Consider the following 17,562-nt stretch of genomic DNA (forward strand, 5'->3'; position numbering starts at 1 on the left):
ACATTAAAGATGTCTCTAATAAAGATGCTCTTGCTAGCCTCTTAGGGAGGCTTGGATTTGATATAGATCGTGAACCATTATCACCTGCTGCATATAATTTAGGCTCTGTTGAAACTTCTATCTCTCACTTTGAACGTATTGCGTCCTTACGTGATGGGGCGCTGGAACTCCCTGTCTACCTGGTAGAAATACAGGGGCTCTCAATAAGAAAGGATCATCGGACGCAAATTGCGAGGGCCATTCAGAAACGTGGCCTACATAGTTTGTTGATCCTAACAAACGATTATGAGATACTTGAATTTCTCTTCCTCATGTTTCGTGCTGATGTCGTTCAGCACGATCAAGAAGGGAATCAGGTCTACATCGGGGGGGTGCCCCGTTCTTTTCAGATCAAGCGCTCGGCTCTGGATGATGTCTCGTTTCGCTTGCTCCAGATGCTGAGGCGGCATGAAGGCGAAGATGTTACAAGCTATGCTGACCGCTTATATACTATCTATGAAACTGCCTACTGGAGCAAGGAATATTTTAACAATCGCTCTCTGTTCTCGGACTATTATTTAGAGTATCGCCTCCCCGAGGAAACCGCTTGGCGAGAGACTAGAGAAGGCGCAAGAAGCCGTACGTTCGGCCGGACCTTTACTAACTTTTGCCGGCTCTATGATGAGGCAAGGGAGACCTGTCAGGGGAAGCCTGTCGGGGTCTTGCAGCAAGCACTGATCCGGCCTATCCTTGAACTGCTCGGCTTCGATGTGGAAGAGAAACCAGCATCAGGGCAGAGTCATCCCCCATTTTATTTGCTCTATCGCAAAGATGCCGCTGGGAACCGGATCACGCCTGCTGTCGCTTTCTGTCTTGCCTACGCGTGGGAACGCAATCTTGATCGTCCACAGGGAGATCTTGACTCGCTGTATGACGTTGAGCAGGATCCGGAACGTCGTCTTGACAATCCCGGGGCGGCGGTTGTCTCGCTCTTTGAGCAGAGTGACGAAACGGGTGAAATCCCCTGGGGAATCCTGACAAACGGGGTTCAGTGGCGGCTCTATTCGGCGCAAGCACATAGCAGAAGCACGAATTATCTTGAAGTATATCCTGATGAGATCGCCCGTATGCAGCCGCTGGATCCTACAGAGGCCTTTCGGTATTTCTGGTTTCTTTTCCGGGCAGCATCGTTCAGACCGGCGGTGACAACGCTTGATGAGCAGGACACTATCACGCTGGAGAAGATCTTCCGCGAAAGCGGGCTCTATGCTCACACCCTCGAAGAACAGCTCAAGAATCGTATCTTTGAGGAGGTCTTTCCCCATCTGGCCCAGGGGTTCCTTGAATATGGCAAACAGCACGGGCTCTATCCTGCACAGCCTGAAACGCTGCCTGCCCACCAGCAGGAACAGATTCTGAAAGCAATTTTTGATGGCACCCTGACCTTTCTCTATCGCCTGCTCTTTCTCTTCTACGCGGAAAGCCGTCAGCTCCTGCCAATTGAGAAGCCCAACGACGAGACAACCGAGGAGACAAACTATTATCGCCTGAGTATCAACAAATTGAAACTCTCTATTGCCTCTGTTGCGGGCATTCAAGAAGAGAAAGCCCCTGGTACCATTCGAGCGTATTATGATGACCATTCTACAGAGATGTATGAGCGGCTTCAGGAACTATTCAAGGCGATTGATGGGGGAAGCGTGGAACTCAATGTGCCTCTCTATAATGGCGGCCTCTTTTTGACGAAGCCGGACGAAGCAGGTACGCCCGCAGAAGCTGAGGTTGTGCGCTTCCTCAATACGCTGAAAATCCCTGATCGCTATCTGGCACTTGGCCTCGATCGTCTGGCTCGCGTCGAAGATGAGAAGGCGGCAAAGCTCATTCCGGTCGATTATAAGACGCTTGGTGTGCGTCAGCTCGGTAGCATCTATGAGGGACTGCTTGAGTTCTCCCTTCAGCTTGCAACGCAACCTATGGTTGTAGTACGCGAGAGGAAAAAGCGCGAGCAGAAAGAGTTGCTCATTTCGCTTGAAGAGGCCCGCAGGACCCACAAGCACCCGATCCAGCTTCGGCCTGGAACCTCGCAGGTGATCTACCAACCCGGCGATATCTATTTGATTAATGATAAGCGCGAACGGAAGACGAGTGGTAGCTACTACACCCCTGATTATGTGGTGAAATATATCGCCGAGGAAACGATTGGAAAGCTGCTTGATGATAAGCTGAATCAGCTTCTTCCTCGCTTTCGGGATCTCCAGCTTGAGCTACGCCATCAACGCGAGATTATGCGAGAATTATCACCAGAGACGCAGAACGAGGCAAAGGCAGAAGAAGCTGCTTATCAGTTGCCCGAGGCACAGGCGCTGATCGAAGACTTCTTCGATTTCAAGGTGCTTGATCCTTCGATGGGTAGCGGACATTTCCTGGTTGAGGCGGTGGATCTGATTACCGATCGCATGGTGAAATATTTGGATCGCTTTGCCTGGAACCCTGTTATGCATCATCTTCAAAAAATGCGTAAGGACATTCGTGACGAAGTTGAGAGGCAGGGTGTCAAGATCGATGAAACGAAATTGACTGATATTAACCTGCTGAAGCGTCAGGTGCTCAAACGCTGCATCTATGGTGTGGATATCAACCCGATGGCGGTTGAGCTGGCAAAAGTGAGCCTCTGGCTCGATAGCTTCACCCTGGGTGCGCCGCTCTCTTTCCTGGATCACCATTTGCGCTGTGGCAACTCGTTGATGGGAGCATGGCTTGACCAGGCCCAGAGCGATATCACAGCCCTTGCACCGCGATCGCTCTTTTATAGCACGGTGGAATGGAAGAACGATATTCCCGAAGCAACCGGAAATGCACTTGCGGTTGCCCACTTAAGCGATGTCACGAAGGAACAGGTGCAACAAAGCAAGGCAAAGCATAAAGACGCTGAACGTGCACTCCTTCCCTTCAAACGGCAGATGCATGTCTATCTCAGTCGCTGGTCTCGCAATAAGAGTGGCTCGAAGAGACAAAAGGCGAAGCAAGAGAATAAAGAGCAGAATGTCGCGCTCGATTTTCTGCGCAACGCCGTTTCAAAGGAATGGAGTCGTGACAATACGCTCACTCTCCTGGACGAGGAACAGCAGCAGGTTGTCGCGAACGCGCTCGCTGATGCTCAAGAGTATCGCTTCTTCCACTGGGAGCTTGAGTTTCCCGAGGCCTTCTTTGAGATCACACAAGAGAATGGGAAGCAAAAGGCCCGCTTCAAACAGGATGGCGGCTTTGATGTGGTGATTGGCAACCCGCCCTATGTACGTCAGGAGCGGCTCGGATCGCTCAAAGATGTCCTGCAACACCTCTACTCTGTCTATAATGGGACCGCTGACCTCTCAACCTATTTCATCGAACTGGGTCATCTGCTGTTGCACCAGAACGGGCGCTTTGGCATGATTACCTCCAATAAGTTCATGCGGGCGAACTATGGCAAGGAGATCAGGGCGTACCTCGCGAACGATCCAGTCTATGTTGACAAGCTGATTGACTTTGGTGACCTCCCCGTCTTTGGTGACGCGACCACCTACCCGCTGATCCTGCTCACCCGAAAGGCGAAACGTACAGGGACGCCGACAACCTATACCAAAGTGACGAGGTTGCAATTCAATCAGCTTCCCAAACTCTCTCTGAGTACCGTGCTTGAAGGTAGTCTGGTTGAGTTGCCTGAAGATGCGTTGAAGAGTGCTAACTGGTCGCTTGCTAATAAGGATGGGGAGAGCGTTTTACAGAAGATCAAGGCATGCAGTGTCCCTCTGAAGGAGTATTTGCCGAACAAGATTTATTACGGCATAAAGACAGGCTGCAATGAGGCTTTTGTGATTAATCAGGAGACACGTGATCGCCTGATTGCACAGGACCCCGCCAGTGCGGAGATTATTAAACCGCTTCTTGAGGGAGAGGATATTAATCGGTATGAAATAGAATTCAAACAACAATATCTTATCTTTACTAGAGGAGAGTTTAAGCTTTCAAAGTACAAGGCAATAAGAGAGTATCTAGAACAATTTAGAGAACGGTTAGAGCCACGACCAAGGGATTGGGATCCCAGGAAAGCTGGCAAATGGAATGGAAGGGCTCCAGGTTCCTATCAATGGTTTGAACTACAATCGACTACCGCATATTATGCAGAGTTTGAGAAGCCGAAAATTATATTCCCTGATATGGCAAATAAAGGAAGTTTTACTCTTAGCACAAATGGGGAATATGCCTTGAATACGGCTTATATGATTTGTTCTAGCTCTTTGTCTTTACTTGCATTGCTTAATAGTTCTTTGATAGAGTTCTTCTATAGAGATAAGGCTGCTCTTTATAGAGGCGGATACCTGCGTTTTTTTGCTCAGTATATTAATGAAACTCCCATCCGCAAAATCAAAGACGTAACCCCCGAGGTGGAGCGTTATGCCGCCCTTGCGGAGGCACGCCAGCTCTATGAGGCCTATCTGAAGCGGGAAGCGATTGAGATGGATGACCTGCTTGCATTTGTAGATTTTCATCTATCGAAGAAGCCGGAGGCTGCTGATGTGATCCGCGATCTGCTCGCCTTTCTGGCAGAACAGATGCTGGTGTTCAACAAGCAGAAACAGCAGGCGCAAAAAGACTTCCTCTCTTGGCTGGAACGCACGATTAGGATCATGCCTGATCGGCAGGGGCGAACCGGCCTTGCGTCGCTGGCCAAGAAGGATAAGCTGCTGAATTATCCAGGCGAGTATCAGGAGAGGGATGTGAAGCTCTCAGCGGAAGGCCTGATAGATACCCTTAAGAAGAACAAAGCGCGTCTGGCTGCGTGGCCGCGATTTGCCAGCCTTCAAGGAGAGATCATTGCGGAATACGAGAAGAGTCTGGAAACGATCCTGCCATTGAAGAAGCAGTTGCGTCGAACTGATGCTCTGATAGACCAGATTGTCTATCGGCTCTACGGGCTCACAGATGAGGAGATCGCTGTGATCGAGGCGGAAACAGGAAAGGAAGTAGAGGGGTAGGGAGGCGAAACCATGAGTCCAGAGAGGAAGCAGACGCAACCATCATACGAGAGCGGATATCTTTCGATTCCGTTTGTGATTGACAATCAGCAGCATACGCTGAGCGATGTCTTAAACCGAATTCTGTCTCAAGCCCAGAAGGGATTTCAGCTTGATATCGCGACCGCCTATTTTAATATTGGTGGATGGGCGTTGTTGCAGCGCAATCTCGAAGCCGGTGCCCGTTCGTTTCGGCTCTTATTGGGAGCGGAACCAAAGCAGGGAAAAGATATCGGGCGCGAAGACGAGAAGGCAGAAATTGTGCAGGATCTACTCCACGAGTTGAATGAGGCCTCCTTCAATGAACGGATGCTGCAACAAGTTGAGGATCTCACCGCGTTTCTTCAACGTTCCTCGGTCGAAGTGCGCCTCTATCGTCAGGGATTTTTGCATGCCAAATGTTACCTTGTCTATGGAAGTGAAGGGCTGGCGCTGCTCTCACCACAGCTTGCAATTGTGGGCTCCTCGAATTTCACGCGTGCTGGCTTGCAGGTGAACAAAGAGCTCAACCTGGTACATCGTGCGAATCTGGTGACAGAGGATATTGCGCCGGAGCGGTTGCCTGCGCTTCTGAGGCCAGAGGAGAAAAGGCAGCTTGTGGAGACCGAGGAAGAATCGCGTCGTATCGCGGCTAATGTGCCCGGTCTTCTGGCAATGGATGAGCTAGCTGAGTGGTATGAGCGGCAATGGGAAGCTGCCCATGACTTCAAAGCGGAGCTTATCGAACTGCTTGACGCCTCGAAGTTTGGGCGCAAGGAATACACGCCCTATCAGGTATACATGAAAGCGCTCTTTGAGTATTTTCGAGACGAGTTGGAAGCGCAGGAGGGCAATGGAAAGACGCGCTCAGTTATCGAGCTGAGCGAGTTTCAGGAGGATGCAGTCAGAAGAGCCCGCAAGATTCTGCTACGCTATGATGGAGTGATGATCGCTGATAGTGTTGGGTTGGGAAAGACCTGGATCGGCAAGAAGCTGCTAGAAGATTATGCCTATCATCTTCGGTATAAGGCCGTGATTATTTGCCCTGCCTCGCTCAAGAAGATGTGGGATGAAGAGACCAGGAGTGCCGGCATCGCGGTACATATTCTGACCCAAGAGATGCTTGGACGAGAGGAATATGATATCCAGCCGTATCTCGACGCCGATCTCGTCTTAATTGATGAGAGCCATAATTTTCGCAACAAATCGACGAGGCGCTATGAGAAGCTTGAGCTTTTGTTAGCAGGGAACCAACGCAAAGGCGCAATGAGCGGAGAACGCAAAAAGATCATCTTGTTAACGGCGACCCCGATAAATAACAGTATCTTTGACCTGTATCATCAAATTAATCTCTTTACCGGTGGTGATCGAAGCTATTTTGCTGAGGCGGGCATTGGAGATTTGCAGCGCTATTTTATGGCTGCTCAGCGCCACCAACAGAAAGAGAGCGGTCTTGCGCTCTTTAATTTGCTTGAAGAAGTGGTGATTCGTCGCACACGTCCATTTATCAAGCAGGCATATCCGAATGCGACCATTAAAGGAATGCCTATTCGCTGGCCTGAACGGCGCTTGAAGACGGTGCGTTATAACCTTGAGGGCACCTATGAGGGTATCTACACCACGATTGTCAAGCATATTGAAGGGTTGCGCCTGGCTCCCTATAAGCTTGAGACGTATAAGAAGTCGGAGGTTGCCCGCGATCAGTTTGAAGAGGGGCGAGAAGAAGCGCTTGTCGGCATCTTTAAAACACGCTACTTGAAGCGACTTGAAAGCAGTATCGATGCATTTCGGATCAGTGTTCGGCGTGCATTGGAGTTCCTGAAGACCTTCATGAGCTACATTCTGGAAGGGAAGGTGTTCGATAGCAGTAGTTTTCAGAGGGCGCTTCGCTTCCTTGAGCATGAGGAGGAGGAAGATGATGCCTTGCCACAGTCATTGGCAGAAGATCTGGATGCAGACGAAGAGGCGCGGCGTTTTATTGAGCAGCTTCCGACGCTGGATCCGAGCCAGTATGATTTGAAGCAACTCTATCTTGATGTGAGCAAAGATGTTGAGGCATTAAATGAGATCTGGATGCATATCGCATCCATTACACCGAAGCGAGATGCGAAGCTGCAACGCTTGAAAGACTTACTGAAAACAGAACTCAAAGGGCAAAAAGTGCTCTTGTTCACCTACTATAAAGATACGGCTCGCTATCTCTATCGCTGTCTTACTTCTGATGATCCGGATATGATGGCCTGGCGAGAAGAAGCAGGTAATCCCTTGTTGAAGCGGATGGACAGTGGAAACGATAGCCGTGAGCGTGCGAAAATCATTGCTCAGTTTGCACCGCTTGTGAATAATCGGCTCGACATTGCTGGAAGCGATCAGGAAATTGATATCTTGATCTCGACGGATGTGCTCTCTGAAGGTCAGAATTTGCAGGATTGCGGTATTCTCATTAACTATGATCTTCATTGGAACCCAACACGCATGGTACAGCGTGCGGGGCGTATTGATCGTATCGGAACAAGCTATGAGACGCTGTGGATTATGAACATGTTCCCAGATGATGGGCTGGAGCGTCTATTAAAGCTGGTTGAGAGCCTATCCGCCAAAATCGCAAGTATCGATCGTAGTGGCTTGCTCGATGAGAGTATTCTGGGTGAAACGGTGCATCCACAGAACTTCAATACCCTGCGACGTATTGAGCAGGCAGATGGTCGTGTGATCGAAGAACAAGAGAACATGCTTGAGCTGGTGAGCGGTGAACTGTTATTGCATAACCTGAAATCGTTATTGACTGATGAGATGCGCAATATGCTTGAAGCGCTACCGGATGGAATTCACAGCGGCTTATGGCGGGATGGCCACAAAGGAGTCTTTTTCTATTTTACCGCGCCAGTGAGGGAACGGGGGAGCCGGGGAGGCAAGGCGGTGGGACGACAGCATTTCTGGCGCTATGTGGATTTAGCGAGTGATCCTCGTGGAGGGGTGATAGAAGATAACCGCTATCGTATTCTCAATCTCATTCAGTGTCAACCAGATACAGGACGTGTTGTACCGACTCATTTTCAGGTTGATATTTTTGCGTTACAGGAGAAAGTGATATCCTCGATTTTGCAGGCTTCAGAGAACCAGAGAAGCATTGAAGAGGCACCGAAAATTCTTGATCCAATGCAGCAGAAAGTCTCAGCCGTATTACGCCAGTTCGCTAATGGGCGGGATGTACGCCGGAAAGAGGTGATAGAAGCGATGCAGAAGCTGAGTAAGCCACTGCCTCGTGTGTATATCAAGGAGTTGCGTAAAGCATTGGAGCTGTTTAAGAAAGATCGAAATGCGCGTGCATTACTTGATGTTGTCTTGAAACTCGATATTGAGACGCAAGCACAACCGAAACCGGAGAAGAAAAGCCCACTCAAGCGAGAAGATTTGAAGCTCATCTGTTATGACTATGTGGGATGGTAAGTTGATGTGCATCTTCTTCATAGGTTTACCAGTTTGATGCTGTTTGCTTGCTGAAAACCATCTTTCCACATAGTGCGAATGGTCTATTATTCTCTTTGTCTGTTTGGAAGAGGAAGAGAAAGAATGAAGGTGTAGTAGTATATCTGGAAAGGCTATATTTATAATAGTAATTGGCCGGAAACTAGCGTATCGAGCGGTTAGAGACTGGTTACGGACTCAAGCTCTCATGAATGAATGGAGAAAGCATGAGGCACGCGAAGACGACAGCCTGTAGACCAGCAATTATCTGTGGGATCCGTTCATCGTCGTGGACACGTGCCGAAAGCGATTACCCCCAGCTTATGTGACGCTCGATTACCCATCAGTGTGGCAAGGGCCATGAGGTTCTGTTTGGCAGGTGGCAGCTTACTCTCACCAACTTGGTACTTTCCTGTATTCGCCCTAATTGACGAAGCCCACGCGTACATTTTCACCTACAGGCCCTGCACCAGTTTTACTAGAACCGCTAGCTGATCGCAATCCTAGACATGAGCAGGTGGCCAGCAACTTTAAAAAGGTGCCCGAGGGTGTTGATGGCAATATGGACCTTACCGCCTTTATGTCGTTTGGCCTGCTCACTAGCTGCATGAGCGCCATTTTTCTGGCATGGATTGCGGAGTGCGACTAGCAAGAATCGCGGTCTCTAGTTGACATCTGTGTCTTTTGATGTCACACAAGAGTATATGCAAATGGTGTATCATGACCCCCAAAACAGCCTGAGATAACCCATTGTCGTGTTTGTTGGTACGCAATGGGCCAGGGAACAAATTCGTTGACAACCAACGGTAAAGGGCTCCTGTCTTCCGATCTAGAGCAAAGGGTTGAAGACCTCCCGCAGGTCCGTTCTAGCGACGCTGCTCGGAATCTTTCGGCAACAAGGTCAAGTATGAAGCTGTCAGCCGCTCATTCTTCGTCTGTTATATCACTGGATACGGTTTTCTATCTTCTATTGCTGGATTGTATCATGCATTCAGTATCGAGTTTTTAATAGCTATTAACAAATCGGAATTGTGATTATATTTTTTTGGAAAACAACAGATGAAGCTTGGGCAATATCAGCGGAGATTGTTTCTGGTTCCCTTTATTTTCCGAATATCTACTTAATGTCATACCTATAAATTGAACTAAATTGTATAGCTTGCCTTGGAACTTGTAAGAGTCATCTCTACAACCGAATTTTGCATTATCGGCGTAATGCTGCCTGAAATAGCCCTCCCATTGCTCGATAATGAACAAGATTAGCTGTGGGTCTACCTGTCAAATCAGATTTGAAATGAACTGCACTGACCCCTGTAGGGAGGCTAGGGTTTATCATAGGAATAGCACATGGTTCAAAGAAGGCGAGTGATTCTTCTGCCAGTTCGCGGTCAAATCTTTCCTCTGAGGCATAACGCCAATACTTGCCAATGGTCAAAGCAATCATTCGGTCGAACTGTAAAACAAGGTCTGGATGCTTGCTGATACGGAGGCGGATACTCTCTATCAGTTCCATGACTGAGGTTCCTGATCCTGCGTGTTCAACAAAGAGAGACGCAATCAGGACGTTTGTGTCTGCTGGTGGGCATAGCTGCTCAAGCATAAAATGATGTTGTCTTACTCTGCCAGCTACGCTTTTGACTTCGATCCGGTGATTACCAGCACTGAAGTCATAGCAATCGTTAGGTGTTACATGCCAAGCCGCAACCATAGTGGCTGTTTTGCGCGCTCGTGCAATCAGAAATAATTCTGCCCATAATCCTTGGATAGATTTTCGAGGCTTCTCTGTCATTGCGCGGAACAATTCAACCAATTTGTCTATAGCTTGGGCAACATCAATCCGAGTGGGAGTGGGTCCAAGCGATATGACGATAGCACCAATAATGCGGAGAAAATAGTCATGAAGAACTTTCTCTGAACCTGTGCAGCGTATAATGGTGAAGTATCCTTCCTCAATACTCCCATCTGGATAGGAAATACGACAATCTACATCGTACTGAATTGACAAATATTCCAGTCTAATCGGAATGGGACGTTGATTTTCTGTAGAGTCGCTAACAGATATCAATAATGAAGGGGTTTCCTGTTTATCTTTCCCTAGCCGATGTCTTTCGTAACCTGGTATGGGTTGCGCTGAAAAGCGCATATTCTCATCTACTGAGTTATCAGGGCATTGTAATGAGTTGAACAAAGTACACAAATCAAGCATAATATCCTCTTATATTATATTTCTATCTGCTTAAACTTCTTAACACCTAAATATCAAGTAGAGTCAATTGATGAAGTAGATATCGCTATCGATTACTCCCATGATGAGCGGGCGAACCTCTTGCTAGCTCGGGTATTCGTCTGGACTATCCAATTGGCAGACATCTCTTTCGGTAGCCATACTGCAAGTGTTGGAACCTCTTCAATGATGGTCATGCCCTCTGTATCTCCATCTTTCTGTACCTTGAGATTGTGGATTTGGACCGTTATTCCTCGCGGGGCTCGTATGTTTCGATCACCAGGATAGTATATACCCGTTTTATCAGGGTTAGGCCCTTGAAAAAGCGTTGGTATCTCATCATTATTATTGAGTGTCCTCTTACGTAGTTTGCCCCCACTCATGAGGTATACGGCACATGTTCCGTCTCCATGTTGGTCCAGGTAACTTCCGATTTGTAAGAGGAGTCCAATAAAGCGCTGTGAATCGCTTGGTCTTGTGATTAAAAAACGTGTTAGTAATTCGCGATATACTAATCCTAAGCTGACGTCAAAGGCCACTAGGTGTTTTTGTTGTTCTGTCCGCTTCTGATGACCTCTATCAGGCTGAAGTGCGAGTTGAGCAAGAAATTGTTGCACTACTTTACGGTTGATTTGAATAGCAGCAAAGGAGTCATGCGGAGCGTGTTGCTCACACCAATCGTTGGAGTAGTTTCCACGGATGTATTCGAGATCGAGAACATCATGGCGTGTGGGCCGTAGCTCTGGTGAGAGAAAGAAAGCTCTCTTCCAGTCACGGAGCGATTTTCCACTTGTTAGATGTTTTGCCAATTGTTCGCGAACATTTTCCTCATGAACAATGTATTGTTTGTATATTCTGATTTGCTCATTTGTAAGATATACACGGCAGTAACCGATATATTCTGATTTATAGCCAAACCATCGTGCACGTTGTTGGATAGTATCCGCGTTGCCAACACCTTTGCTTCTTGGCATATATGTTACAGTTAGCCCCTCTACCGTATAACCTCTATTTAGTACCTCACCACCTATAAGAATATGGGAGTAGTCTTGATGCCAATCGGGGAGTGGCGTCGGTCCTGACGCTGCATTTACCTTCGTAATAATAGTATCATTGATACCTTTGACAAGATATGGCAGTAGTATATTGAAAGAGGGCAGGTTTTCGACTGTATGATATAAATCAGTATAGGCTTGCTTGAAATCGTTAATAAGGTCCTGGCGATCAGGATCTATAGCACTCAGAAGTAGAGTTTTGCTCCAGTACTGTTGGGTTCTCCTCACCCATTCTTCATAGTTGGCGTGCTGCATCGTTTCTTTCGAGGGGTGTATCATCATCGAACGATTCCCTTTTCCCCCGTGACGTAGGCCGTCTGCTACTCCTAAATAGAAGATTCGCATTGCCTGTAGAAGGCTTTCTGGAGGTTCTACAAAGCTTTGATCCTTTTTGGGAATCTCATGTGCAGGGATGCAACGGATAAGATAGAAATCTCTCTCAAAGAAAATTTTTCCACCGGTGTAGGTAGGTCCAGGGGTAAGCATTGTTGCGGAGTTGGGGGAGAGAACATCGATGAGGTTAATAAGCAAAGGGGCTTGTGGCGTGGCGGTATACTGCAAGAAGGTATGATGGGGAAGGAGTTGCCGCATTTTCACGATGCGTCGATATGTTGCACTTTCCTTGCCTTTATTGACGAGATTATTCAAGCTTGCTTGATCCGCTTCGTCATCAATGACGAGCGTTGGCATTCCGTCTAAGGAGAGTTCAGAGAGAAGTTTTATCAAGTTGTTTAGGTGTGTTGCATTTTTCATCACAGTGATTAATACGGTTTTGTTGCCATGTGGCGACGTATCGTTTCTTTGGAGGGCGGCAGCAATTCTTTGTTTCACATCTGAACGCGATTTAGGATTTGATAGGAATTGCCACTTACGGTCAGTACGTTCACGGATGCGTAGGTCCCTTTCTAGCCTATTGCTTGACTGCTCGAACAGATTACGAGTGATGCCTGTGATGACAATAATCAAGTGATATCCATTGTCTCTTGCCAAGGCTGCGACTGTTGTGAAGGATGTTGTTTTTCCGCTTTGAATGTAACCAATAACCAAACTTGTCTCTTGACCGCTTGGGACAGTTGGAGGCACGCATTGAGCAAGTACTGCTACTGCTTCACGTTTTACCGTTTCTCTGTCTCGTTCCGAGAATTTAAGATGGTCAAGTAGCGATAATGTTTCGCTTCCTATCACTGGTGACCAACATGCCTGCTGGTTTTGACTATGCATTATGATTTCAACGGTTTCGACTCCACCCATGATATTTGTACCTTTCTCCCTAGAACTTCCTTCTTCTTTCTCTTTGCGGGAAAACATGTTTGATATTATGGCTTTGATAAGGCTCTTCTCAGCAATTCATTAACAGTGCGTCGAATTGCTCCTGCTTGCCTCACGCCACTTTTACGGGCAATAATCTCTGCCAGGACGATTGCTGTGGCTACTCGTAACAGGGGTTCTATTCGTGAGGCATCGGTACCCCCAAATTGCTCCATAAAGGGATGGGCGAGTGCTAATCTGATGCCAACCTGTCTTACGCTTCTATCAGATATGGTCTCTGGAGAAATCAATTGGTCGCAATGTGCAACCCAATCGCCTACAGATGGATCGTTGGATAATTCCAACACAATCTGCCACTGTTCTCCATCAAGTTCGACGATAATTTCCCGGCGTGACAACGTGATAGTGGATGGAAGTGTGGATGGTGGATCGTTGATGACTTGTTGTGTGTCGAGTTGCTCCTGCAACACGCTAGGAGCTTCACGCTGTATTATATCTGCTGTGCGATCTGTGGCAAGTTGTGCTCCATATTTTAAGCTTTGCATTTGTTCTTTTGTCTGAACGCGCATACGATACCTTTCAGCTTGGTCGAGCAAGGGGAGTGGCTCCTGATTAAGATGATCTTTTAAGAGTTCGAGAAAGCTTTCTTCATGCTCTCTCCACTGGAATCCGTCTTTCGTATGGCTTACGCCAAATCCTTCAAGGTGCAGTTCTCCAAATAGTCGTTGGTAAGTAAAGCTATTGGGTCGTTCAAAGATGTATTCTGGACGATATGTCTCATCACCGCTTCCTTGAATTAAACGGTTTCGTCGAAACAGTGCAAAGCCAGCGTGAGAAGTGCTTGCCTTTTCACGAAGGGCTGCAAACCCATGAGCCCGAAGCCCTAAGCCGAGATCAAAGTTAATTTCCTTGCGCCAGATCTTGGGTTCGCCGGAACTTGCCTTGTAAAAGGGAGCAAAGAGTATCTTAGGTTCTGGATAAGTCAGCATTTCATTATCGAAATATAGTTCTAAGATATTCTCCCGAAGGAAAACCCGATAAATACTGGCGAGATGCTCTTTTATTTTCGCAATAGTACGTCCTTTAGGTAACTTATGTAGCTTGGTAAGAGTGATCTCTGTATAGTGGGTGTCTGAAGGAACTGGTTGTGATAGGAAGGACAGCACTTCTATGCCATCGCGAACGATTTTTTCCACATCAAACGCAATAGTTCGCTCGACGGCTTCGCCGAGTGCAGAGGTGCGAACCTCCCAATAGGGAGCGAACCAGCATGCAGCGCTCTTCATACCCATCCCGAATTCGGAGAGCCCGTTTCGGTCTGGTGGCAACTCAGCAGGCCGAAAGGCTCTGGGATAGTCTTGTGCATGGATGCCAGATGCATTATCCCGAATGGTAATGCGACCCTCGTCGGTCGAATCTAGTTCAATGCTCACTTTAAGCTTGCAATCTTTCCCTTCAACACGCTCAATTTCTGGACGATAGGAAAGAAAGCTCTGTAAAGAGTTATCTACAAACTCAGCAAGGGCAAACCAAGGCTTATAATTCAAATGAGGGAGAACGGAGAGAATACTAACTCCCGGCCGTATATTGATAATTTTGTTTTTATCTGTTACCTCATCACTCATGATTCTCATCTCATTCTAGAAGCACATTTACTGTTATCATACAGATGAAACACTTTCGCTATTTAGCGGCGAAATATTATTTCGCCAAAGAATACTCGAATTATCATTTGGTAGGAGAGATCGAGCAACCATTTCAACTAAATTAACATTCACTGCGTTCCCTAATGCTTGAAAAGCCTGTTCGGATGATGAAGGGAGATTCGGCAGTTCTTGCATACTCTGAAGAGTTGCACATTCTCGTGGGGTCATATAGCGTTTTTCCCAGGCAATAATAGGTACTTGCGTGGTTGTTTGTGCGATAAGAGAGGGGGCTGTGGTTGGTCGCTTTACACGTACTCCTGAGGCTCGCATTTGTATGACAAACTTCCAGATGCGTCGCTCCTCTCCTTTACAATTCCACTCAAGCTTTTGTAGGCTTGATGGGAATTGCGTGATCTTCGGTAGCCATTTATCAATCCAACGATGATGGGTGCGATAGAGCGCGCGGTTCTGCTGAATGAACCGTATCTTCCAACGAGGGAAGCGATCTTCCTCTGTTCGTGCATGGGATGGCAGTGCTTGCATAATCTGATCATCCGAGAGGTCCAGTAGCAGGCGTCCGTGACTCCCTTTGTAGTTGCGTAGGCTTTTTAGGCCTAGAGCATAGGGAGTTGTTTGTTCAAATGGGTAGGTTGCTCCAAACTCCATAGACCAAATAGGAAATGAGGGCAGTTCTTCGCTTTTTGGAAATCGATCAAGAAATTCTTGCCATACCTCAAGGCACTGCTGAACTTGAGGCGATAACTGTCGTGCGTCAGGGGGGTCATGTTCAAGTGCTTCTATAATAGAAAGAGACGGATGGACAGTTTCTTGTGGCCAAGTGAAGCTTTGCAGCCCTGACCTACTGCCAACAATAAACAATCTCTCACGGATCTGCGGAATGCCGAAGCGATGAGGAGAGAGACGTTTCTCACGAATATCGTATCCAGCAGCTATCAGGTCAGATTTCATTTTGAGCCAAGTGCGTCCCCCATCATGCCTTTCAAGATTAGGAACATTTTCGAGCATAAGATAATGTGGTTTATGAAGATTTGCAATTCGTAGAACATATCCAAATAAGTCTCCCCACTTAGGACAGGTCAGTCCCTGCTGGTCTCCAGCTTTAGAAAACGGCTGACAAGGAAAGCCTGCGCAGAGGATATCATGGCTAGGAATATCAGCAAGAGAGAGGGTGCGAATATCCCCACTAGGCAGTATACCGTAGTTCATTTCATATAGTTTTCGCAGATTGCTATTGATTTCGCTGGCAAAGACACAGGTGTGACCAAGACGCTTTAAAGCTAAGTGAAAACCACCTAAACCTGCAAATAAATCAATGAACTTCATCTGCTCTAATCTCACAATCTTTTTGGGATAATAGTATTATAAAATAGAACGGGTATAAAATCAAGCAAAGTATATTCTAAACAAAAACGATAAAAAGCAGACAGGCAAAGAAAAGTAGAATACTTAACAAGCAAAATTATCTTACAGAAATAGGATTTACCTATATTAAGAAGCGATGTTAAGCATTATTACAATCTCGAACGAGATAAATTCCCTACTATGTACATCAGTGAGTGAAGGCCTGGCTGCCAGATGGTTCAGGATACACAAGATGTGGATTGTGGGAAAAGTGATCCGGGGGGTGCGCCCCTGGAGGGATATTCTCATCCTGCCAGCAGTGTCTAACAGGGACGCCTTCGGGGGCGACTCATATCTTTTCAAAACGTATCATCATGGGGTTCGAGTGCAACATGCTCGATCTCGTGAAGCGCTTGTATTTGGTGAAGCAGCGCTCGCAACGTCTCTTTGAGAGATGGTGGAAGGTGGAAGCTGAGAGAGATGATGGCTCGGGAGCGCTCTTGGACTGTAGAAGAGACCGAGCCGATATTGATGCCGCCATCAGCAAAAATTGCGGTGAGATCACGGAATAAGCCCGGACGATCCTGGGCGTGAATCGTCATTGTAGTTGTCTGGCAACCGGGGACAGGAGCTGAAGCGTCTGCTTGTTGGCTTTCGCGTTCATAGGTTTTGAGGTACCGTCGAATTTTGTTGCGGGCCGCATTCGTGCGGGCAAAGTGAAGCCAATCGCGGGTCGGATGTACAGCCGGGTTTGTCAGAAGAGCAACAATCTCACCACCTTTGAGTTCATAATCCAGCGGGACCTGGCGCGTAACCAGGCATCCACTCTCATCCATGTTGGTGATAATGCGAGCACCAGCACAGTGATCACCCAGATCGGTATGGATGCGATAGGCCATATCGAGCGGCGTAGACCCTCGGGGCAGATCTTTGACCTCACCCTTTGGCGTAAAGACGAAGATCTGATCCTGGAAGACATCCCCTTTAAACGCCTCGACAAACTCGTCAGCGCTCTCAGGAAGCTCCTGCTGCCATTGGCGAAGCTGCTCAATCCAGGTCACCATCTCCTTATAGGAGAGCTTCCAGCTATTGGGCGAGCCTTCTTTGCCCATACGATCTTTCAGATACCAGAAGCTGGCAATCCCATAGGTGGCGGTTCGTTGCATATCATGGGTGCGGATCTGAATTTCAGCCAGGCAATCGTGCAAACAAAAGACGGTTGTATGGAGGGATTGATAGCCGTTGAGTTTGGGGGTGGCAATGAAGTCTTTAATGCGTCCATCTTTGGGCCGCCAGAGCGCGTGAATATGGCCTAATGCAAGATAACATTCGTTATCGGTGTCGACCAGAATCCGGAACGAGACCAGATCATGGAGCTGACTCAGCGGGTTCTCGTTGCTCTGGCGAGGCACATACTCCAGCTTGCGGGAGATACTGGCAAGATGTTTTTGCCAGGCGTGCACCTCCGCATGGATACCCGCACGTTTCATCTCTTCCCGTAAGGTGCGACAGACATCATTGATGTA

Annotated in this window: 8 protein-coding genes; 3 read left to right on the top strand and 5 right to left on the bottom strand. The window is 47.6% G+C overall.

The window, feature by feature from the left end; all coding sequences use genetic code 11:
- The first annotated feature begins 263 nt into the window (after positions 1 to 263).
- The 3 genes from EI42_RS26115 (at position 264) to EI42_RS34500 (ending at position 9,129) form a co-directional block, all read left to right on the top strand.
- On the top strand, positions 264 to 4,994 hold the full coding sequence (locus tag EI42_RS26115) for an Eco57I restriction-modification methylase domain-containing protein (RefSeq protein WP_170142921.1): 4,731 nt from the start codon (positions 264 to 266) through the stop codon (positions 4,992 to 4,994).
- Between the two features lie 12 nt (positions 4,995 to 5,006).
- Positions 5,007 to 8,462, top strand: coding sequence for a helicase-related protein (locus tag EI42_RS26120; RefSeq protein ID WP_111325586.1), 3,456 nt, complete (start codon positions 5,007 to 5,009; stop codon positions 8,460 to 8,462).
- Between the two features lie 535 nt (positions 8,463 to 8,997).
- Positions 8,998 to 9,129 carry a hypothetical protein gene (locus EI42_RS34500; RefSeq protein ID WP_281278986.1) on the top strand — a complete coding sequence of 44 codons (132 nt, stop codon included), beginning with the start codon at positions 8,998 to 9,000 and terminating at the stop codon, positions 9,127 to 9,129.
- A 555-nt stretch (positions 9,130 to 9,684) separates the two neighbouring features.
- Here the strand turns inward: EI42_RS34500 and EI42_RS26125 are convergent.
- The 5 genes from EI42_RS26125 to EI42_RS26145 all read right to left on the bottom strand — a co-directional run.
- Positions 9,685 to 10,686, bottom strand: coding sequence for a PD-(D/E)XK motif protein (locus EI42_RS26125; RefSeq protein WP_111325587.1), 1,002 nt, complete (start codon positions 10,684 to 10,686; stop codon positions 9,685 to 9,687).
- 92 nt (positions 10,687 to 10,778) lie between these two features.
- Positions 10,779 to 13,010, bottom strand: a complete 2,232-nt coding sequence (locus EI42_RS26130) for a Z1 domain-containing protein (RefSeq protein ID WP_170142922.1) — start codon at positions 13,008 to 13,010, stop codon at positions 10,779 to 10,781.
- Between the two features lie 65 nt (positions 13,011 to 13,075).
- On the bottom strand, positions 13,076 to 14,653 hold the full coding sequence (locus tag EI42_RS26135; RefSeq protein ID WP_111325589.1) for an ATP-binding protein: 1,578 nt from the start codon (positions 14,651 to 14,653) through the stop codon (positions 13,076 to 13,078).
- A gap of 36 nt (positions 14,654 to 14,689) precedes the next feature.
- A complete protein-coding gene (locus EI42_RS26140; RefSeq protein ID WP_111325590.1) occupies positions 14,690 to 16,018 on the bottom strand; it encodes a DNA cytosine methyltransferase in 1,329 nt (442 codons plus the stop codon).
- 377 nt (positions 16,019 to 16,395) lie between these two features.
- The coding region (locus EI42_RS26145) for a TGS domain-containing protein (RefSeq protein ID WP_146505427.1) at positions 16,396 to 17,562 on the bottom strand (1,167 nt) is incomplete at its 5' end.

Origin of the sequence: Thermosporothrix hazakensis, from assembly GCF_003253565.1 — a bacterium.
GTDB lineage: Bacteria > Chloroflexota > Ktedonobacteria > Ktedonobacterales > Ktedonobacteraceae > Thermosporothrix > Thermosporothrix hazakensis.